Here is an 18,197-nt window from a genome sequence, read left to right as displayed (position 1 = left end):
CCCCCCCCCCCCGCCACCCGGCAAACCCCCTCACCGATCTCCCATAAAGTGAACTCCCTCGCATCACAAGCGAAACGGCGATGCTATTCTCTTCAGGCTGTTTTTTCGCCACGCCTTTTCTGTGGCGTGGTTATTTTTGTTCAGTCAAAGAGGAAATTATATGAAACGTTTGCCCTTGCTGGCAGCATTACCCTTGCTTTGCGCGTCACTGGCTTCCGCCGCGCCCCTGATGTCCGTGGGCTACTTCAATGGCGGTGGCGATGTTACCGCCGGACCGGGTGGCGATATTAATAAACTGGACGTCCGCCAGATCACCCACCTCAACTACTCGTTTGGTCTGGTCTATAACAACGAGAAAGACGAAACCAACGCCGTGCTGAAAGATCCGGCAAAACTGCATCAAATCTGGTTATCACCTAAGGTGGCATCCGATCTGGCGTTACTTCCTCAGCTTCGTAAACAAAACCCGAACCTGAAAGTCCTGCTTTCCGTTGGCGGCTGGGGGGCGCGTGGTTTTTCTGGCGCAGCGGCAACCAAAGAGAGTCGCGCGGTATTTATTCGCTCCGCGCAGGAGATCGTCAGTAAATACGGTCTGGACGGGATCGACCTGGACTGGGAATATCCGGTCAACGGCGCGTGGGGACTGGTCGAGAGCACCTCTGCCGACCGGGATAATTTCACCGCGCTGTTAAAAGAGATGCGTGACGCGTTTGGTAAGAAAAAGCTGGTCACGATTGCGGTGGGCGCGAATGCGGAAAGTCCGAAAAGCTGGGTGGATGTGAAAGCCATTGCCCCCCTGCTCGATTACATCAACCTGATGACCTACGACATGGCGTACGGTACTCAGTATTTTAACGCGAATCTGTATGACTCCAGCGCCTGGCCAACGGTGGCTGCCGCAGACAAGTACAGCGTCGATTTTGTGGTGAATAACTATCTGGCCGCCGGGCTGAAGCCGCAGCAGATGAACCTCGGAATTGGTTTCTATGGGCGCGTGCCGAAGCGCGCCGTTGAACCGGGTATCGACTGGAGCAAATCGGACGCGCAGAACAATCCGGTGACGCAGCCCTACTTCGGGCCGCAGGAACTGGGCCTGTTCAAATCGCTTGGCTATGATCTGACCAAAGATACCTATGTGAAGTACAACGATATCGTCCGCAAGCTGCTGAACGATCCGCAGAAACGCTTTACCGAGCACTGGGACGAACAGGCGAAGGTGCCGTGGCTGTCGGTGAAATCCGCCGACGGGAAGGCGCTGTTTGCGATTTCCTATGAGAACCCGCGATCCGTGGCGATCAAAGCGGATTACATTAAGGAGAAAGGTCTGGCTGGCGCCATGTTCTGGGAGTATGGGGCTGACGACGAAAACCAGCTCGCGAAACAGCTGGCGGAGTCGCTTGGGATCCCGCACTAAAGTGCAGTGTGCCGGGTGGCGCTAGCGCTTACCCGGCCTACATGGGATCTTTATTTGAAGGTCGCAATCGGCTTCGGCGCGATGCCGAACTCTTCTTTCAGCTCGCGCTTGCTTTTCATCACCATCTGACCGTTAGTGTCGATAGTCATGTGCTGGGCGTCGGTATTATGACGCGCCTGCCACAGCATCACCAGCTGCAAACTGTTCTCTTTTTGCTCAGGTGTGAGCGCCACACCGTCCGGCCATTTTCCCAGCTCAACGGCCGTTACCAGACGCTGATAAACCTCCGGGGTCATACCTGCAATCATGTCATCAATATTCATGATCTCTCCCTTTCAAAGGAATAATTTGCTGAAACGTTTTTTCAACCCTTGGTCTGGTCGCCGTTTTCATCATCGGTAAAGCTCATGGAAGCCGAATTTACGCAGAAACGCTCCCCCGTCGGCTGCGGGCCATCCGGGAAGACATGCCCGAGATGGGCGTCACAGTTCCCGCAGCGAATTTCGGTGCGCACCATGCCGTGCGAGGTGTCCGTCAGGTAGCGGATCGCATCATCGCTGACAGGCTCGTAAAAGCTCGGCCAGCCGCAGCCAGAATCGTACTTCGTCTGGGAGTTAAACAGCGGTGCATCACACACCAGGCAGTGGTAGACGCCTTCCCGTTTATTGTGCAGCAAACGCCCGGAAAACGGCGGTTCTGTGCCGTGATTTTGCGTCACGTAAAACTGCATCTCTGTAAGGTTTTTTTTCAAATCGTCGGGGTTACGTTGGTTCGACATATGCTTACATCTCGCTGTTGAAACAGACATCTTTTAACCCAGATTCTAACAAAACATTAACACCCGCGCGTGCACTTTTGTTCTAAACTTATGTGTCGCGAAAAGGCGGTCAGGCAATTGTGATCAATTTCACATTTTAATCCTGCGAGGCCTTTAAAATTCCGGGCGCAGCCCCCATGTGGTTGCTAGCTCAAAGGGAAAGTGAGGCGAGTCAGTCGCACAAACGTTAGTCACAGGATTGATTTGTCGCAATGATTGACACGATTCCGCTTGACGCTGCGTAAGGTTTTTGTAATTTTACAGGCAACCTTTTATTCACTAACAAATAGCTGGTGGAATATATGACTATCAAAGTAGGTATCAACGGTTTTGGCCGTATCGGCCGTATTGTTTTCCGTGCTGCTCAGAAACGTTCTGACATCGAAATCGTTGGTATCAACGATCTCCTGGACGCTGAATACATGGCGTACATGCTGAAGTACGACTCAACTCACGGTCGTTTCGACGGCACCGTTGAAGTGAAAGACGGCCACCTGGTTGTTAATGGCAAAACCATCCGCGTTACTGCTGAGAAAGACCCAGCTAACCTGAAATGGAACGAAATCGGTGTTGACGTTGTAGCTGAAGCTACCGGTATCTTCCTGACCGACGAAACTGCACGTAAACACATCACTGCGGGTGCGAAGAAAGTTGTTCTGACTGGTCCTTCCAAAGACAACACCCCAATGTTCGTTCGCGGTGCAAACTTCGAAACTTACGCTGGCCAGGACATCGTTTCCAACGCATCCTGCACCACCAACTGCCTGGCACCGCTGGCTAAAGTTATCAACGACAACTTCGGCATCATCGAAGGTCTGATGACTACCGTTCACGCAACCACCGCTACTCAGAAAACCGTTGATGGCCCGTCTCACAAAGACTGGCGCGGCGGCCGTGGCGCGGCTCAGAACATCATCCCATCTTCTACCGGTGCTGCTAAAGCAGTAGGTAAAGTACTGCCAGAACTGAATGGCAAACTGACTGGTATGGCGTTCCGCGTTCCAACTCCTAACGTATCCGTTGTTGACCTGACCGTTCGTCTGGAAAAAGCTGCTTCTTATGAAGAAATTAAGAAAGCAATCAAAGCTGCTTCCGAAGGCCCAATGAAAGGCGTTCTGGGTTACACCGAAGACGACGTTGTATCTACCGATTTCAACGGCGAAGTGTGCACTTCCGTGTTCGATGCTAAAGCAGGTATCGCACTGAACGACAACTTCGTGAAACTGGTTTCCTGGTACGACAACGAAACTGGCTACTCTAACAAAGTACTGGACCTGATCGCTCACATCTCCAAATAAGTTGAGATGAGTGCTTGATCCTAAAAGGCGACTTCGGTCGCCTTTTTTATTGTTTTTAGACAGAGGATTGCTTAATGATTAATAAAATTTTTGCACTTCCGGTAGTCGAACAACTTACCCCTGTGCTCTCCCGCCGTCAGATCGACGGTGCCGATATCATCGTCGTTGATCATCCGCGCGTTAAAGCCTCCGTAGCGCTCAATGGCGCCCACCTGCTCTCCTGGAAACCAGAAGGTGAAGAAGAAGGCCTGTGGCTGAGCGAGGCCACCTCGTTCAAAAAAGGGGCGGCGATCCGCGGCGGCGTACCGATCTGCTGGCCATGGTTTGGCCCGTCAGCGCAGCAGGGTTTACCCTCACACGGTTTCGCCCGTAACCAGCAGTGGACGCTGAAAGCCCACAATGAAGATGAAAACGGTGCGGTGTTGACCTTTGAACTCCAGGCGAATGATGAAACGCGTGCCCTGTGGCCACACGAGTTCACCCTGTATGCCCGCTTCAAGCTGGGTAAAACCTGCGAAATTGAACTGGAAGCGCACGGCGAATTCGAAACAACGTCCGCCCTGCACACCTATTTCAACGTAGGCGATATTCAGGCCGTTAAGGTGAGCGGACTTGGCGATACCTTTATCGACAAAGTGGATAACGCGAAAGAAGGCAAGCTGGACGACGGCGTGCAGACTTTCCCGGATCGTACCGACCGCGTGTATCTGCACCCGGAAGCCTGTAGCGTCATCCACGACAGCGCGCTGAACCGCGGTATTGATGTGGTTCATCACCACCACAGCAACGTGGTGGGCTGGAACCCGGGCCCTGCCCTTTCCGTCAGCATGGCGGATATCCCGGATGACGGTTACAAGACCTTCGTGTGCGTGGAAACCGCGTGCGTGACCGCGCCGCAGAAAACCAGCGAAGAAAAACCGTCCCGCTTAGGCCAGACGATCAAGATTGTGAAGCGCTAATATTGTTCAGGCATCATAAAAAACAAACGGGGCGCTAGCGCCCCGTTTTAATGCATCACGTTCTGGTCAGAACTTGTAGGTCACACCCACGGAGAAGATGCCAGACCAGGACTTGTCGACCATCGGGCTGTCTTTCACTTCATCGCTCAGACGAATGTAACGGCCAGTACCGTACACATTCCAGTCACCGAGGAAGTTATACGAGGCGGTGAGTTCCAGGTACGGATCCCAGCCATCATCCGCGCTGTAGCTCTTCAGACCACTGCGGCGAGACTCCGCTTTAGACACGCCATAGTAGTAGTCGTTGTAATTCTCGCTGCTGTACTGCACACCGATACCCGGCGTCAGCGTCACTGCGCCGTTGGTATAGCGATAAAGCCACGCCAGATCCCAGATGAAGCCGTTGCTGTTGTCCAGGGTATCGCCCGCCAGCGCAGTGCGCAGGAAGCCATACTCGGTATTATGGACGTAAGAAAGCCCCGCCATCAGTGAGCTTCTGCGTTTGTCCAGCTGACGAAGCGCATTGCTGTCGCTGTCGCCTGGTTTAAAGTGCGTTGGATCGTAATAGGCCATGATGGAGAGCTTATCGGCCGTATCGTTCCACAGATAGTAGCCACCGCCCAACCCACGGAACCAGAAGTTATCGCCTTCATAGGTGACAACGGGGACAGGATAAACGTCGCGGTCATACTGCTTGTACGGGCTGTTAATCACGCCAGCACCCGCGCCAACAGTCCACTGGCTCTCAGCCTGTACGGTGCTCGCTGCGGTAGCGGCAAGGATGCCCAATGCCAGAAGTTTGAGTTTGGTCACAATCCATTCTTTCCTGTAGTCAAATAATCAGCGGGTGAAGTGTAACCGCCATTCCCGTACATCCCAAAATTTTTTGCGCGCTAATCCGTTTGATTAACCCGTTATTTTTCATTTTTCAGATGACATCCCGCTTTCATTTATGTGACCGATAAATGAAAAACCCGCTTTTCGCTTATAACCGCAGTGGAAATTTTTGGATGAGTTATTGATATGTCATTGAAAGTAGATTTTATCCGTATGCAAGTTTTGCAATTGCCATCTACGCTTTAATTTAAGAAGAGGTTTTGCTGAACACCCTGCGGTTCATAGCCTTCGACCTGGCACACAGGTTGCTGCTCTGGCAGTGAGGTGCGAAAAATTCTCTTCCGGGAGCCTCCACTACTCATACGAACGGCTCTTATCCTGTGCTAAAAAACGAAAGGACGGCATGCCATGAATATATTCGATCACTATCGCCAGCGCTACGAAGCTGCCAAGGACGAAGAGTTCACACTGCAGGAGTTTCTTACCATTTGTCGGCAAGATCGCAGTGCCTATGCCAATGCGGCAGAACGGCTATTGATGGCTATTGGTGAGCCAAACATGGTTGATACTGCCCTGGAGCCACGGCTTTCCCGTCTATTTTCGAATCGGGTGGTCGCCCGATACCCGGCGTTTGAAGAGTTCTATGGCATGGAAGACGCCATTGAGCAGATCGTCTCCTACCTGAAGCATGCCGCTCAGGGGCTGGAAGAGAAGAAACAGATCCTTTATCTGCTGGGTCCTGTCGGTGGGGGTAAATCCTCCCTGGCTGAACGGCTGAAAGCGCTGATGCAGCGCGTGCCGATCTATGTGCTGAGCGCCAACGGCGAACGCAGCCCGGTCAATGACCATCCGCTGTGCCTGTTTAATCCGCAAGAGGATGCACAAATTCTGGAAAAAGAGTTTGGCATTCCGCATCGCTATCTCGGTACGATCATGTCGCCGTGGGCGGCAAAACGTCTGCACGAGTTTGGCGGGGACATCACCAAGTTCCGCGTCGTGAAAGTGTGGCCGTCTATCCTCGAGCAGATCGCCATCGCTAAAACTGAACCCGGTGACGAGAACAACCAGGATATCTCGGCGCTGGTGGGTAAAGTCGATATCCGTAAGCTGGAGCATCACGCGCAAAACGACCCGGATGCCTACGGTTATTCCGGTGCGCTGTGCCGCGCCAACCAGGGGATTATGGAATTTGTCGAGATGTTTAAAGCACCGATCAAAGTGCTGCATCCGCTACTGACCGCCACCCAGGAAGGGAACTACAACGGGACAGAAGGTATTTCCGCCCTGCCGTTTAACGGGATTATCCTTGCCCACTCTAACGAATCTGAATGGGTGACCTTCCGTAACAACAAAAACAATGAGGCGTTCCTTGACCGTGTGTACATCGTCAAAGTGCCTTATTGCCTGCGGATCTCCGAGGAGATCAAGATTTACGAAAAACTGCTCAACCACAGTGAGCTGGTCCATGCCCCTTGCGCACCGGGAACGCTGGAAACACTGTCGCGCTTCTCGATCCTGTCGCGCCTGAAAGAGCCGGAAAACTCCAGCATCTACTCAAAAATGCGCGTGTATGACGGCGAAAGCCTGAAGGATACCGACCCGAAAGCGAAATCGTACCAGGAATACCGCGATTACGCCGGGGTCGACGAAGGGATGAACGGTTTGTCGACGCGTTTCGCGTTTAAGATCCTCTCCCGCGTCTTTAACTTCGACCACGCGGAGGTGGCCGCCAACCCGGTACATCTGTTCTACGTGCTGGAACAGCAAATTGAACGTGAACAGTTCCCACAGGAGCAGGCTGAACGCTACCTGGAGTTCCTGAAAGGCTACCTGATCCCGAAATACGCCGAGTTTATCGGCAAAGAGATCCAGACCGCCTACCTGGAATCCTATTCCGAATACGGCCAGAACATCTTCGACCGGTACGTCACCTACGCTGACTTCTGGATCCAGGATCAGGAGTATCGCGACCCGGATACCGGCCAGCTGTTTGACCGTGAATCCCTGAACGCGGAACTTGAAAAAATCGAGAAACCAGCCGGGATCAGCAATCCGAAAGACTTCCGAAACGAGATTGTGAACTTCGTGCTGCGCGCCAGAGCGCATAACAACGGCCGCAATCCGAACTGGACCAGCTACGAAAAACTGCGCACGGTTATAGAGAAGAAAATGTTCTCTAACACGGAAGAGCTGTTGCCGGTCATCTCGTTCAACGCCAAAACCTCAACCGACGAGCAGAAAAAGCACGACGATTTTGTCGACCGTATGATGGAAAAAGGCTATACCCGCAAACAGGTCCGCCTGCTCTGTGAATGGTATCTGCGCGTGCGTAAATCGTCTTAAAACAAGTGCCCGGTAACGCGCTTACCGGGCCAACAAAATGTCCGGTACTTACGGACGCTGCAAGTTGGCAAATGCAGTACGGGGGATATATGACCTGGTTTATTGACCGGCGTCTTAACGGCAAAAACAAGAGCACGGTGAATCGCCAGCGCTTCTTGCGCCGTTATAAAGCGCAAATTAAACAGTCGATCTCCGAGGCCATCAACAAACGCTCGGTGACCGATGTCGACAGCGGCGAATCCGTCTCCATCCCTAACGATGACATCAGCGAACCGATGTTTCATCAGGGGCGTGGCGGCCTTCGCCATCGTGTGCACCCAGGTAATGACCACTTCGTCCAGAATGACAGAATCGAGCGGCCCCAAGGCGGAGGCGGCGGTTCTGGCAGCGGTCAGGGACAGGCCAGCCAGGACGGTGAAGGCCAGGACGAGTTCGTCTTTCAGATTTCAAAAGACGAATATCTCGACCTGCTGTTTGAGGATCTGGCCCTGCCGAATCTGAGAAAGAATCAGCACCGTCAGCTCAACGAATACAAAACCCATCGCGCGGGTTATACCGCAAACGGGGTGCCCGCCAACATCAGCGTGGTGCGCTCACTGCAAAACTCACTGGCGCGACGCACGGCGATGACGGCAGGCAAACGGCGCGAACTGCGCGAGCTGGAAACCAGCCTGAAAGTGGTGGAAAACACCGAACCGGCACAACTGCTGGAAGAGGAGCGCCTGCGAAAAGAGATCGCCGAACTGCGGGCGAAGATCGACCGGGTGCCGTTTATCGACACGTTCGACCTGCGCTACAAGAACTACGAAAAACGGCCGGAGCCTTCCAGTCAGGCGGTGATGTTCTGCCTGATGGACGTATCAGGTTCAATGGATCAGGCCACCAAGGATATGGCTAAGCGTTTTTATATTCTGCTCTATCTGTTCCTGAGCAGAACGTATAAGAACGTGGAGGTGGTCTACATCCGCCATCACACTCAGGCGAAAGAGGTGGATGAACATGAGTTCTTCTACTCGCAGGAGACCGGCGGCACCATCGTGTCGAGCGCCCTGAAGCTGATGGACGAGGTGGTGAAGGAGCGCTACGATCCGGCGCAGTGGAATATCTACGCCGCGCAGGCATCGGATGGCGATAACTGGGCGGATGACTCGCCGCTGTGTCATGAAATTCTGGCGAAGAAGATCCTGCCGGTGGTGCGTTACTACAGCTACATTGAAATTACCCGTCGCGCCCACCAGACGCTGTGGCGTGAGTATGAGCATCTGCAAGCGATGTTCGATAACTTTGCGATGCAGCACATTCGTGACCAGGATGACATCTACCCGGTCTTCCGGGAACTGTTCCAGAAACAGTCGTCCACCAGCAACGCATGACCCAACAGCCAGCGCACCCGCTGGCTGTTTTCTTTCAGCCCTCTCCGTCCCGTGCTAATGTAGCAAGCTACGTATTGGCAAATCACAGGTGAAATCGTTATGTCTGATGACGTGATCGGGACGACGCCCCATCAGCGGCTAATCAGCTTATTAACCGAGCAGGAGGCGCGCTTTCGCATGGTGGCGCATGAGGCCGTTGGGAAATGCGAAGCGGTCAGTGAAATTCGCGGAACCGATCTGCGACAGGGTGCAAAAGCACTGGTCTGCAAGGTAAAAGGCAACGGTGTTAAGAAACATATTCTGGCAATCCTCGCCGCCGATCGGCAGGCCGATCTGAGCCTGCTGGCCAGTCATTTCGGTGGGCTAAAGGCCTCGCTCGCCAGTCCGGCAGAAGTGGATGCGCTTACCGGCTGCGTTTTCGGCGCCATTCCCCCCTTCAGCTTTCATCCGGATCTGACGCTGGTCGCCGATCCGCTGCTGTTTGAGCGCTTCGACGAGATCGCCTTTAACGCCGGCCTGCTGGAAAAGTCGGTGATTATGGACACCCAGGACTATCTGCGTATCGCCCGTCCTGAACTGGTGACGTTCCGTAAACAATAAATACAGCGGCTGGCTAACGGTCAGCCGTTTTCCAGCAGCAGCACGGAAGCAATCAAAATAATCGCGATAATAAAAAACGATGAGGAGATAATCAGCGTTTCGACAAACATAGGATCGTTCATGATGCCCTCTGCTTTGCCCATTTGCCTCTTTTTTACCCCTGCACAATGACAGTTAAATGACAATGACGCGTCCGTGAAATGACTATTTTTTCGCTGAAACGATTCGCTGTTACCTATCCTCCACCGTATAAAGTCACTGTTTAAATACTTTATTTGTTACCGGTATCACGAAAAGAAATTTACGTAACCCCGATGCCAGATCTCGCAATTGTTAACCTTTTCATCATGGTTAACCTTGTTTACGGAGCACCTCAAAAATAAACCTTACACTGGCAAGGTGAATACAATGACCGAAATAATTACCCGTAAAGAAAAGATCAGTTATGGGTTAGGCGATATGGCGAGCCATATTGGGCTGGATAACGTCATTATTTTTCTGACGTTTTACTATACGGACGTGGTGGGGCTACCTGCCGCATTCGTGGGCACCATGTTTCTTCTGGCGAGAACCGCCGATGCCATAATAGACCCGGCGATGGGCTATATCGCAGACAGGACGCGCACGCGCTGGGGCAAATTCCGCCCCTGGATGCTGTGGCTGGCGCTGCCCTTTGGCGCAAGTTGTCTGCTGACCTACGCCGTGCCGGCGTCGCTCGATCTGCACGGTAAAATGATTTTCGCCACCGTCAGCTATACCCTGATGATGCTGATGTACACCGCAATCAATATTCCCTATTGCTCCATGGGCGCGGTGATCACGCCCGACAACGATGCGCGAATTTCCCTCCAGTCCTATCGTTTTTTCCTGGCCACGCTGGGTGGCGCGCTGTCGACATTCTTTATGATGCCGCTGGCAGAGTTTTTAGGCGGCGATGATAAATTACTGGGCTACCGCTGGGCGATGGCCATTATGGCGACCATCGCGGTCATCATGTTCTGGATCTGCTTCGCCAATACGCGTGAACGTATTAAGGCTCCCGCTACCCACAATAATTATCTTGCGGAACTGCGGGATTTATTACGAAACGACCAATGGCGGGTTGTCGCCGTCCTGGTATTAACCAACATTGGTTTTGGCGTTATTCGCCTTGGCGCAATGATGTATTTCGTCACTTATTATCTCGGTAGCGCAAGCTATTTTATGTGGATGCTCGGGGCGCATATTCTCGGGAAAGCCGCAGGCAGTGCGCTGGCCAAACGTCTGACGCAGAACGTCAGCAAAGTGCAGATGTTTGGATACTGTTCCGTACTGGCGGGGGTACTCAGCTTCGCCCTGTTCTTTGCGCCTAAGTCAGTGCTTATTCTGGTGCCCATGACGTTTATCGTCTCCACCCTTTACCAGGCCACCACCACGCTGATGTGGGTAATGATGGCGGACGTCGCCGATTACGGCGAATGGAAACAGGGGAAACGCATGGACGGCGTGATCTTCTCCACCTTCCTCGCCGTACTCAAGCTGGGAATGGCGATCAGCGGCGCGATTGTTGGCTGGACGCTGGGCTTAAGCGGCTATGTCGCCAACGCCCCGGAACAGACCACCACGGCCATGTACTGCATCATCGCCCTCTTCACCGTCGTGCCTGGCGTCTTGTCACTCTGCGCGTTTGCCACGCTGCGCTGGTACAAGCTCGACGACAGCACAATGCAATCCATCCATCTTGCCAAACACCCTGTTTAGAAGGACGCGTTTTCCATGAGTGAGCTGATCCAACATTCCAACAGTATCGAATGGCGTTTTGAACGCCAGACCCTGCGTATTGAACCGTGGGGTGAAAACAGCCTGCGCGTCAGGGCCACCTGCTCCCCGGCTTTTGATGACGCCTTACAGGCACTGTTGCCCGCCGCCCCTTGCCAGGCTGAGATTGTCGCCGAAGCGGAAAGCCTGACGCTGCGCAACGGCAATATTACCGCGACGCTGAATCTTAAAGGTCAGCTGGCCTTCTACAATCAGCGCGGCGAACTGCTGCTGGAAGAGATGTGGCGCCAGCGTTCAACGGTGGGTATCGGTGCCAGCGAGAAGAGCCAGGATAAATATGTCAGCGCCCTGAAGCTGGATGGCCGCGAATTTAAGCCGCTAATGGGGGGGAAATATCAGCTCACCGTCCGGTTTGAATCGCGTCCGGATGAACGCATCTATGGCATGGGTCAGTATCAACAGCCGTGGCTGGATCTGAAAGGCTGTACGCTGGAACTGGCGCAGCGCAACTCCCAGGCCAGCGTGCCCTTTATGCAGTCCAGCCTTGGCTATGGCCTGCTGTGGAACAACCCGGCGATTGGTGAAGCCAGCTTTGCAAAAAATCAGACGGAATGGCGCGCCCGCGTCACAGGAGAAATGGACTACTGGATCACCGCCGCCGACACGGTGGCGGATATCACCCGCCAGTATGTGAAAGCCACCGGTACTCCGCCCTCCGCCCCGGCGTTTATCAGCGGGCTGTGGCAGTGCAAATTACGCTACCGCACCCAGCAGGAGGTGCTGGAGGTTGCGCGAGAGTATCGCCGCCGTAATCTGCCGCTGTCGGTGATGGTCATCGACTTTTTCCACTGGCCGAATCAGGGCACCTGGTGCTTCGACCCCGTAGACTGGCCCGATCCTGAAGGGATGGTCGACGAGCTGCGCGAAATGGGTATTGCGCTGATGGTGTCGGTGTGGCCAACGGTAGAGGCGCGCAGCCCTCTCTACCCGCTGATGAAAGCCAAAGGCTGGCTGGTCAGCAGTGAACGTGGCGTGCAGGTCAACCTCGATTTTATGGGCAATACCACCTTCTTTGATGCGACCCATCCTGAGGCGCGGAAATTCGTCTGGGATACGGTGAAGAAAAATTACTACGACATGGGCATTAAGCTGTTCTGGCTGGACGAAGCGGAGCCGGAATACCGCGCCTATGATTTTGACAACTATCGCTACCACGCCGGTCCGGTGCTGGAAGTGGGCAATCGCTACCCGCGTGACTTTGCGCAGTGCTTTTACGATGGGCTCCAGGCAAATGGTGAAACCGACATTGTTAACCTGGTACGCTGCGCCTGGGCAGGCAGCCAGCGCTTCGGCGTGCTGGCGTGGTCGGGTGATGTCCACTCCTCGTTCCATGCTTTTCGCAATCAACTCGCCGCGGGACTGAATATGGGGCTGGCGGGGATCCCATGGTGGACAACCGATATCGGTGGCTTCCAGGGAGGGAACGTTAACGACCCGGCGTTCCACGAATTGCTGATCCGTTGGTTCCAGTGGGCGGTGTTTACACCGGTTCTGCGCATGCACGGCTATCGCGTACCGCAGATCCAGCCCCCGGAGCGCTACCGTGACGGCATTCCTCAGTGTAACAGCGGTTCGCCTAATGAGCTGTGGAGTTACGGAGAAGAGAATTACGCCATCATGCAGCACTGGCTTACCGTGCGCGAAACCCTGCGCCCCTATATTGACGCGTTGTACCAGCAGGCTCATCTGCACGGAGACCCTCTCTTGCGTCCGCTGTTCTGGCACTATCCGCAGGATAAGCAGAGCTGGACGTGTGAAGATCAGTATCTGTTTGGCGAAGATCTTCTGGTGGCGCCGGTTATGCAGGCCGGTCAGCGTGAGCGCGATGTCTGGCTGCCGACGGGCAATAGCTGGATCGCTCTCAACGGTGAGCGCTACGCCGGTGGGGAGCATATCCGGGTGCCTGCGGCGCTGGAAACCATCCCGGTGTTTATCCGCGAAGGAAGTCCACTTATCCAGCAGCTGGTGGACTGACGTCAGGCAAGTGCCCAAAAATAGACAATTTTTTCAGTAAAGCCTGCCTGCCGTCGCGTTTGCGCGTAAAGTAAGCAGGCTTACTATTTTTGGCAAGGATCCCGTCATGTTCGACCCTACTCTGCTCATACTTCTGGCCCTGGCTGCTCTGGGTTTTGTCAGCCACAACACCACCGTCGCGATTTCCATTCTGGTCCTGATCATCGTTCGCGTCACACCATTGAATACCTTCTTCCCGTGGATAGAAAAACAGGGGCTTACCATCGGGATCATTATTTTGACCATCGGCGTGATGGCCCCGATTGCCAGCGGAACGCTACCGGCCTCAACGCTGCTGCACTCCTTTGTAAACTGGAAATCGCTGGTGGCGATTGCGGTGGGCGTTTTTGTCTCATGGCTTGGCGGGCGCGGCGTGACGCTGATGAGCAGCCAGCCTTCACTGGTGGCCGGGCTGCTGGTGGGCACCGTGTTAGGCGTGGCGCTGTTTCGTGGCGTGCCGGTTGGCCCGCTGATTGCTGCCGGACTGGTTTCGCTGTTTATCGGGAAGTCGTAGTCAGGCTGGCGATATAGCGGGCGGGCGTCTGTCCCAGTCCTTTCTTAAACATGGTGATGAAGGCGGTGGTGGAGTCATACCCCAGCGCCTGCGCCGCCTGCTGAACCGACTTTCCGCCGATCAAAAACTGCAATGCGACAATCAGCTGGAGCTGGTGCCGCCAGCGGCGAAAGCTCAAGCCAGTCTCTTTCACCACCAGCCGCGCCAGATTGCGTTCGCTCATGGCAAAGTGGCTGGCCCACTGCGCCAGCGTCTGCCAGGCGGCAGGTTCGTTTGCCATGGTCTCACTCATCAGGCGAATTTTTGGATGCGGAGATACCGGCAGCTGTAGATGCTCCTGCGGTTGCAGGGGCAGTTCATCAAACAGGACGTCAACCAGCCTTCCGGTAGCGGGAAGAGGCAGTTCCTCCCGTGACCTGTCCGCAAGCGCCAGCACCAGCTCACGCACCAGGGGCGATATTTTCAGCGTACAGGTGCGCGTCGGCAATTCGAGCGCACCGGGTTCAATAAACAGCAGACAGAGCTGCGCGCCGGGCGTCGCCTTGTTGCTGTGCGGCGTTTGTCCCGGGATCCACACCGCATACTGGGGCGGCACCATCAGCATCGCGTTCTCCACTTCACAGGTGATCGCTCCCCCCAGCGCCATAATCAGCTGCCCTTTGCGGTGCTGATGCAGCGGAATATATTGTTCCTGTGCCACCACGCGGATGCGAAAGGCCACCGCCGCGTCGTGCTGGCTATCGGGATCGTAGCCATCGAGCCCCAGTCCGTACATAAAGTTGTCCGATATTAGCGATAAACTGTCATTTTAGCCTGATTTCAACCACGACTTAAATCGGTATGGTATGCGCTCGCCTGAACGTAAGAGACAATAATGACTACTGCTATTCAACCTTCCGGGAAACAGGGTGCGCTGCTGATTACAGGCATCCTGATGATTGCCACGACGCTGCGCGTCACCTTTACCGGTGTCGCCCCCCTGCTCGATACCATCCGACAGGACTATGGTTTAAGCACGGCGCAAACCGGCCTGCTCACGACGCTGCCTCTGCTGGCCTTCGCCTTTATCTCTCCCCTTGCCGCAGGCGTCGCCCGGCGCCTGGGCATGGAGCGCAGCCTTTTTATCGCTCTGCTGCTGATTTGCATCGGGATTGGCGTACGTTCGCTGCCGTCGCCCTCGCTGCTGTTTATCGGTACGGCGATCGTGGGCTGTGGGATTGCGCTGGGCAATGTCCTGTTACCTGGCTTAATCAAACGTGATTTTCCGGGCCAGGTCGCAAAACTGACGGGGGCTTATTCGCTGACGATGGGAGCCGCTGCTGCCGCAGGGTCGGCGCTGATCGTCCCGCTGTCGCTGGGGAGTGGTGGCTGGCACGGGGCGCTGCTGATGCTGATGTTCTTCCCGCTGGTGGCGCTGCTGCTGTGGTTACCGCAATGGCGCCAGAAGCCGGCCGCCACCCTGACCGGAGCGGGCGCGCTGCACAATCGGGCTATCTGGCGCTCGGCGCTCGCCTGGCAGGTGACGCTTTTTCTGGGCATTAACTCGCTGATTTACTACGTCATTATCGGCTGGTTACCCGCGATTTTGCTTAGCCATGGCTACAGCGAAACGCAGGCTGGCTCCATGCACGGGCTTCTCCAGCTGGCAACCGCGGTTCCCGGTCTCGCCATTCCGCTGATCCTGCACCGTCTTAACGATCAGCGTGGCATTGCCGGGCTAGTCGCCCTGATGTGCGCCGTCAGCGCGGCCGGGTTCTGGTTCGTGCCGGGGCTGGCCGTCGTCTGGACGCTGGTGTTTGGCTTTGGATCCGGCGCCACCATGATCCTCGGCCTGACGTTTATCGGGCTGCGCGCCAGCTCGGCCCATCAGGCCGCGGCGCTCTCCGGCATGGCACAGTCGATTGGCTATCTTCTGGCGGCCTGTGGCCCACCGCTGATGGGGAAAATTCACGATACCGCCGGAGACTGGCGCATTCCGCTGCTCGCCTGCGCGCTGGCCGCGGTGGTGATGGCGTTATGCGGTATGCTTGCCGGGCGTGACCGGGAGATCACACCCCGCTGACATTCAAGGCAGACCCGGAGGTCTGCTTTTTTTATCCCTGCGCCGCCCGCAGCATGGCCTGTACCAGCACGACCGGGCGCCCTTGCAGCGCGGCCCGCTCATGCTGGAACAGGGTGAGGACAAAGAAAGGATGGGTTACCAGCTCTGCCGCTCGGATCTCGCCCTGCTCGTCCCAGCCCGTTACGCGCATGTCGCCCCGCTCAAGCTGGTCGGCAAACTCAGGTGAGACGCCGTAATTGCAGTGATACCCCTCCTGAATTTCCGGCTTGCCATACGCTTTAGCAATCAGCGTGTTATTCCGCAGCTCGATCGCGTCGGTTTTTTCCACCAGCGAGCAGGTCAGCGGCGCAATTACCATCCTTCCCTCGGTGTCGGTTTCGGCATGGCCTGCATCGTGCCAGCCCAGTACATTACGCGCATACTCAATCAGCGCATGCTGGAACCCGCCGCAGGTGCCGAGAAAGGGGATGCTATTCTCACGCGCGTAACGCGCCGCAATAAACGCCGCCTCGGTGTTTTTATACGGGCTTGCCGGTACCAGCCAGATGGCATCGTACCCGACGAGGTCTTCGGCGCTGGTCAGCTCAGGCGTGGCGAGCCAGTCATAATCAGCGGTGAGATCCAGAACCGCAGCGGCGTCGTCAATCGCCAGCGGGATCGCCTGGTGCGCAATAACATCGGGATTGTAATCACCAACCAGCGCAATGCGCAGCGTCGTTTTAACCGGGGAGAGTTCCATCAGAGATTCCTTATGCCGGAGGATTTTCAGATAACATAAGGAACCTCAGACTACCGATCTTTTGCAATTATCACAATACCTTAAATTGGGTGGATAAAAGCCGGGTGCTATAGTGTTCTTGCAGAACGTCGTAAGGAAATGAGGAGGACCCATGATTCAATGTAAACGCGTGTATGAGCAGGCGACCTCAAAAGACGGTTACCGGATCCTGGTCGACAGACTCTGGCCGCGAGGGATAAAAAAGACCGATCTCGCCTGTGATGAGTGGTGTAAAGCGCTAACACCGTCCAGCGAACTGCGAAAAGCTTTTCACAGTGAAACGATAGATTTCACCGCGTTCAGTGAAGCCTATCGTAAAGAGTTGGCGCAGCATCAGGATGAAGGCAAACGCCTGGCGGCTCTCGCCAAACAGCAGACCGTGACGCTACTCTATGGGGCGAAAAATACGGAGCAGAATCACGCGCAGGTTCTGGCGGACTGGCTGCGTAAACTGTGATTAACCGATCGCCAGCTCATCCACGTTGTGTGGCATCTCGTCGGGAGTAAGCGGCATCAGATGTTCCGGGCGAACAAACGCAAAACCGTGCTGGTTATCAAAGGCATAAACATCACCAGTGACCAGCCACAGCGCACGCGCTGACGTGGCGGGTAATTGCGTCATGACGCCGTTAACCGGGTTCACAAAACGCTGGCCCGGCTGACAAAGTCCAAACAGCTCGACGGATTTACCGATATTTCGACGGCCTGCCGCCGTACGCGCACCCACGATCATCGCTATGCTGCCCGGTTTTAACTGAAACATACTTCTTCTCGCAAACGTACTGCCAGAAACTGGCTAAGAATAATCCTAAAGAGAAGTGTATCGCAGTTTTATTGCCGTTGTCATCTGGTCGGTTGCGGGTGATCGCGGCGGTAGAGATCCCATTCATCGATCACTTCCCCGCCTGGCAATTTGCACTCGGTACGTACGCCCTGCGGGCTTTGAACAGGGATTTGCTCTCCCCCTTTCTCCAGACAGTACACTGACGCCGGGTTTGCCATACCAATAGCGTGCGGCGGTTGAGGCGCATCAGGAGGGGTTGTCTTTGTTGAGCAGGCGGCCAGCGGTAAAACCAGCGCCAGGAGAAGATATTTCATTATCGTGATCCTTCAGGGTGTAAAAACGTCAGAGTAACGGGTCATCGCCGTTTTCTCCATGATTTCTCCATTAAACCTGCACGATTCCCCCTTATAGTGATGCCTGTTCTCACACTGACCAGAGAACATCATTCCGTAATCAAGATGTTTTGCCCCGATCTCAACATCGGGGCTTTTTTTAGCCTCACCCTCATCCGCCTCCAGAAGAATCTATAAAATTAATCCTGTTCATGTTTTACTATGGCTGGAGTCTATATTTTCAGCATAACATGC

At 54.8% G+C, this 18,197-nt stretch carries 19 protein-coding genes; 11 read left to right on the top strand and 8 right to left on the bottom strand.

The window, feature by feature from the left end:
* The first annotated feature begins 160 nt into the window (after positions 1 to 160).
* The gene (locus tag IM290_RS09895; protein WP_193041550.1) at positions 161 to 1,414 is read left to right on the top strand and encodes a glycoside hydrolase family 18 protein; all 1,254 of its coding nucleotides are present in this window, start codon (positions 161 to 163) and stop codon (positions 1,412 to 1,414) included.
* Between the two features lie 50 nt (positions 1,415 to 1,464).
* Here IM290_RS09895 and IM290_RS09890 read toward each other — a convergent pair whose 3' ends face one another.
* Positions 1,465 to 1,737 carry a YeaC family protein gene (locus tag IM290_RS09890; RefSeq protein ID WP_017384688.1) on the bottom strand — a complete coding sequence of 91 codons (273 nt, stop codon included), beginning with the start codon at positions 1,735 to 1,737 and terminating at the stop codon, positions 1,465 to 1,467.
* A 41-nt stretch (positions 1,738 to 1,778) separates the two neighbouring features.
* The gene (gene msrB / locus IM290_RS09885; RefSeq protein ID WP_003857865.1) at positions 1,779 to 2,192 is read right to left on the bottom strand and encodes a peptide-methionine (R)-S-oxide reductase MsrB; all 414 of its coding nucleotides are present in this window, start codon (positions 2,190 to 2,192) and stop codon (positions 1,779 to 1,781) included.
* Positions 2,193 to 2,533: 341 nt separating this feature from the next.
* Between msrB and gapA the strand changes: the two genes are divergently transcribed.
* Positions 2,534 to 3,529 carry a glyceraldehyde-3-phosphate dehydrogenase gene (gene gapA / locus IM290_RS09880; protein WP_006809136.1) on the top strand — a complete coding sequence of 332 codons (996 nt, stop codon included), beginning with the start codon at positions 2,534 to 2,536 and terminating at the stop codon, positions 3,527 to 3,529.
* A gap of 74 nt (positions 3,530 to 3,603) precedes the next feature.
* Positions 3,604 to 4,488 carry a D-hexose-6-phosphate mutarotase gene (locus IM290_RS09875; RefSeq protein WP_032104146.1) on the top strand — a complete coding sequence of 295 codons (885 nt, stop codon included), beginning with the start codon at positions 3,604 to 3,606 and terminating at the stop codon, positions 4,486 to 4,488.
* A 66-nt stretch (positions 4,489 to 4,554) separates the two neighbouring features.
* On the opposite strand, the gene IM290_RS09870 is transcribed toward IM290_RS09875, so the two are convergent.
* The gene (locus IM290_RS09870; protein WP_017384691.1) at positions 4,555 to 5,301 is read right to left on the bottom strand and encodes a MipA/OmpV family protein; all 747 of its coding nucleotides are present in this window, start codon (positions 5,299 to 5,301) and stop codon (positions 4,555 to 4,557) included.
* A gap of 432 nt (positions 5,302 to 5,733) precedes the next feature.
* Here IM290_RS09870 and yeaG point away from each other — a divergent pair, with 432 nt between their 5' ends.
* From yeaG to IM290_RS09855, 3 genes are all read left to right on the top strand, one after another.
* On the top strand, positions 5,734 to 7,668 hold the full coding sequence (gene yeaG, locus IM290_RS09865; RefSeq protein WP_006809140.1) for a protein kinase YeaG: 1,935 nt from the start codon (positions 5,734 to 5,736) through the stop codon (positions 7,666 to 7,668).
* A gap of 89 nt (positions 7,669 to 7,757) precedes the next feature.
* Positions 7,758 to 9,041, top strand: a complete 1,284-nt coding sequence (locus tag IM290_RS09860) for a YeaH/YhbH family protein (protein WP_017384692.1) — start codon at positions 7,758 to 7,760, stop codon at positions 9,039 to 9,041.
* A 99-nt stretch (positions 9,042 to 9,140) separates the two neighbouring features.
* The gene (locus IM290_RS09855) at positions 9,141 to 9,641 is read left to right on the top strand and encodes a YbaK/prolyl-tRNA synthetase associated domain-containing protein (protein ID WP_193041549.1); all 501 of its coding nucleotides are present in this window, start codon (positions 9,141 to 9,143) and stop codon (positions 9,639 to 9,641) included.
* Positions 9,642 to 9,661: 20 nt separating this feature from the next.
* Here the strand turns inward: IM290_RS09855 and yoaI are convergent, their stop codons facing one another.
* Entirely contained in the window at positions 9,662 to 9,763 is a 102-nt protein-coding gene (gene yoaI / locus IM290_RS21610; RefSeq protein WP_017384693.1) for a small membrane protein YoaI, read from the bottom strand.
* Positions 9,764 to 10,049: 286 nt separating this feature from the next.
* Here yoaI and IM290_RS09850 point away from each other — a divergent pair, with 286 nt between their 5' ends.
* The 3 genes from IM290_RS09850 to IM290_RS09840 all read left to right on the top strand — a co-directional run bounded on the left by IM290_RS09850 (position 10,050) and on the right by IM290_RS09840 (position 13,986).
* Positions 10,050 to 11,381: a glycoside-pentoside-hexuronide (GPH):cation symporter gene (locus IM290_RS09850; protein ID WP_193041548.1), complete on the top strand. Its 1,332-nt coding sequence runs from the start codon at positions 10,050 to 10,052 to the stop codon at positions 11,379 to 11,381.
* A gap of 15 nt (positions 11,382 to 11,396) precedes the next feature.
* A complete protein-coding gene (locus IM290_RS09845) occupies positions 11,397 to 13,433 on the top strand; it encodes a TIM-barrel domain-containing protein (RefSeq protein ID WP_193041547.1) in 2,037 nt (678 codons plus the stop codon).
* Positions 13,434 to 13,539: 106 nt separating this feature from the next.
* The gene (locus IM290_RS09840) at positions 13,540 to 13,986 is read left to right on the top strand and encodes a DUF441 domain-containing protein (RefSeq protein ID WP_003857881.1); all 447 of its coding nucleotides are present in this window, start codon (positions 13,540 to 13,542) and stop codon (positions 13,984 to 13,986) included.
* Here IM290_RS09840 and IM290_RS09835 read toward each other — a convergent pair.
* On the bottom strand, positions 13,970 to 14,761 hold the full coding sequence (locus IM290_RS09835) for a helix-turn-helix transcriptional regulator (protein ID WP_017384695.1): 792 nt from the start codon (positions 14,759 to 14,761) through the stop codon (positions 13,970 to 13,972). The two genes, IM290_RS09840 and IM290_RS09835, sit on opposite strands and share 17 nt — an antisense overlap.
* A gap of 99 nt (positions 14,762 to 14,860) precedes the next feature.
* On the opposite strand from IM290_RS09835, the gene IM290_RS09830 reads away from it, so the two are divergent.
* Positions 14,861 to 16,048, top strand: a complete 1,188-nt coding sequence (locus IM290_RS09830; protein ID WP_193041546.1) for a CynX/NimT family MFS transporter — start codon at positions 14,861 to 14,863, stop codon at positions 16,046 to 16,048.
* A 31-nt stretch (positions 16,049 to 16,079) separates the two neighbouring features.
* On the opposite strand, the gene IM290_RS09825 is transcribed toward IM290_RS09830, so the two are convergent.
* The gene (locus IM290_RS09825; RefSeq protein WP_017384697.1) at positions 16,080 to 16,787 is read right to left on the bottom strand and encodes a CTP synthase; all 708 of its coding nucleotides are present in this window, start codon (positions 16,785 to 16,787) and stop codon (positions 16,080 to 16,082) included.
* A 151-nt stretch (positions 16,788 to 16,938) separates the two neighbouring features.
* Between IM290_RS09825 and IM290_RS09820 the strand changes: the two genes are divergently transcribed.
* Positions 16,939 to 17,283, top strand: coding sequence for a DUF488 domain-containing protein (locus tag IM290_RS09820; RefSeq protein WP_045339680.1), 345 nt, complete (start codon positions 16,939 to 16,941; stop codon positions 17,281 to 17,283).
* Here the strand turns inward: IM290_RS09820 and IM290_RS09815 are convergent, their stop codons facing one another.
* Positions 17,284 to 17,589: a hypothetical protein gene (locus IM290_RS09815; RefSeq protein ID WP_193041545.1), complete on the bottom strand. Its 306-nt coding sequence runs from the start codon at positions 17,587 to 17,589 to the stop codon at positions 17,284 to 17,286.
* A gap of 80 nt (positions 17,590 to 17,669) precedes the next feature.
* Complete coding sequence (locus IM290_RS09810) at positions 17,670 to 17,924, bottom strand: DUF333 domain-containing protein (RefSeq protein ID WP_015570791.1); 255 nt, start codon at positions 17,922 to 17,924, stop codon at positions 17,670 to 17,672.
* Positions 17,925 to 18,197: the final 273 nt, after the last annotated feature.

The organism is Enterobacter cloacae complex sp. S1 (genome assembly GCF_014930525.1).
GTDB lineage: Bacteria > Pseudomonadota > Gammaproteobacteria > Enterobacterales > Enterobacteriaceae > Enterobacter > Enterobacter hormaechei_C.
Note: the sequence above shows the minus strand (reverse complement) of the source record. Positions and strands in the feature narration are given on the sequence as shown.

Bases quoted from the DNA above. Each gene is read 5' to 3' on its own strand.
- msrB (WP_003857865.1), bottom strand. From the start codon at position 2,192: ATGTCGAACCAACGTAACCCCGACGATTTGAAAAAAAACCTTACAGAG.
- IM290_RS09855 (WP_193041549.1), top strand. From the start codon at position 9,141: ATGTCTGATGACGTGATCGGGACGACGCCCCATCAGCGGCTAATCAGC.
- IM290_RS09850 (WP_193041548.1), top strand. From the start codon at position 10,050: ATGACCGAAATAATTACCCGTAAAGAAAAGATCAGTTATGGGTTAGGC.
- IM290_RS09840 (WP_003857881.1), top strand. From the start codon at position 13,540: ATGTTCGACCCTACTCTGCTCATACTTCTGGCCCTGGCTGCTCTGGGT.
- IM290_RS09815 (WP_193041545.1), bottom strand. From the start codon at position 17,589: ATGTTTCAGTTAAAACCGGGCAGCATAGCGATGATCGTGGGTGCGCGT.
- IM290_RS09845 (WP_193041547.1), top strand. From the start codon at position 11,397: ATGAGTGAGCTGATCCAACATTCCAACAGTATCGAATGGCGTTTTGAA.
- IM290_RS09860 (WP_017384692.1), top strand. From the start codon at position 7,758: ATGACCTGGTTTATTGACCGGCGTCTTAACGGCAAAAACAAGAGCACG.
- gapA (WP_006809136.1), top strand. From the start codon at position 2,534: ATGACTATCAAAGTAGGTATCAACGGTTTTGGCCGTATCGGCCGTATT.
- IM290_RS09835 (WP_017384695.1), bottom strand. From the start codon at position 14,761: ATGTACGGACTGGGGCTCGATGGCTACGATCCCGATAGCCAGCACGAC.
- IM290_RS09895 (WP_193041550.1), top strand. From the start codon at position 161: ATGAAACGTTTGCCCTTGCTGGCAGCATTACCCTTGCTTTGCGCGTCA.
- IM290_RS09810 (WP_015570791.1), bottom strand. From the start codon at position 17,924: ATGAAATATCTTCTCCTGGCGCTGGTTTTACCGCTGGCCGCCTGCTCA.
- IM290_RS09830 (WP_193041546.1), top strand. From the start codon at position 14,861: ATGACTACTGCTATTCAACCTTCCGGGAAACAGGGTGCGCTGCTGATT.
- yoaI (WP_017384693.1), bottom strand. From the start codon at position 9,763: ATGAACGATCCTATGTTTGTCGAAACGCTGATTATCTCCTCATCGTTT.
- IM290_RS09825 (WP_017384697.1), bottom strand. From the start codon at position 16,787: ATGGAACTCTCCCCGGTTAAAACGACGCTGCGCATTGCGCTGGTTGGT.
- IM290_RS09875 (WP_032104146.1), top strand. From the start codon at position 3,604: ATGATTAATAAAATTTTTGCACTTCCGGTAGTCGAACAACTTACCCCT.
- IM290_RS09820 (WP_045339680.1), top strand. From the start codon at position 16,939: ATGATTCAATGTAAACGCGTGTATGAGCAGGCGACCTCAAAAGACGGT.
- yeaG (WP_006809140.1), top strand. From the start codon at position 5,734: ATGAATATATTCGATCACTATCGCCAGCGCTACGAAGCTGCCAAGGAC.
- IM290_RS09890 (WP_017384688.1), bottom strand. From the start codon at position 1,737: ATGAATATTGATGACATGATTGCAGGTATGACCCCGGAGGTTTATCAG.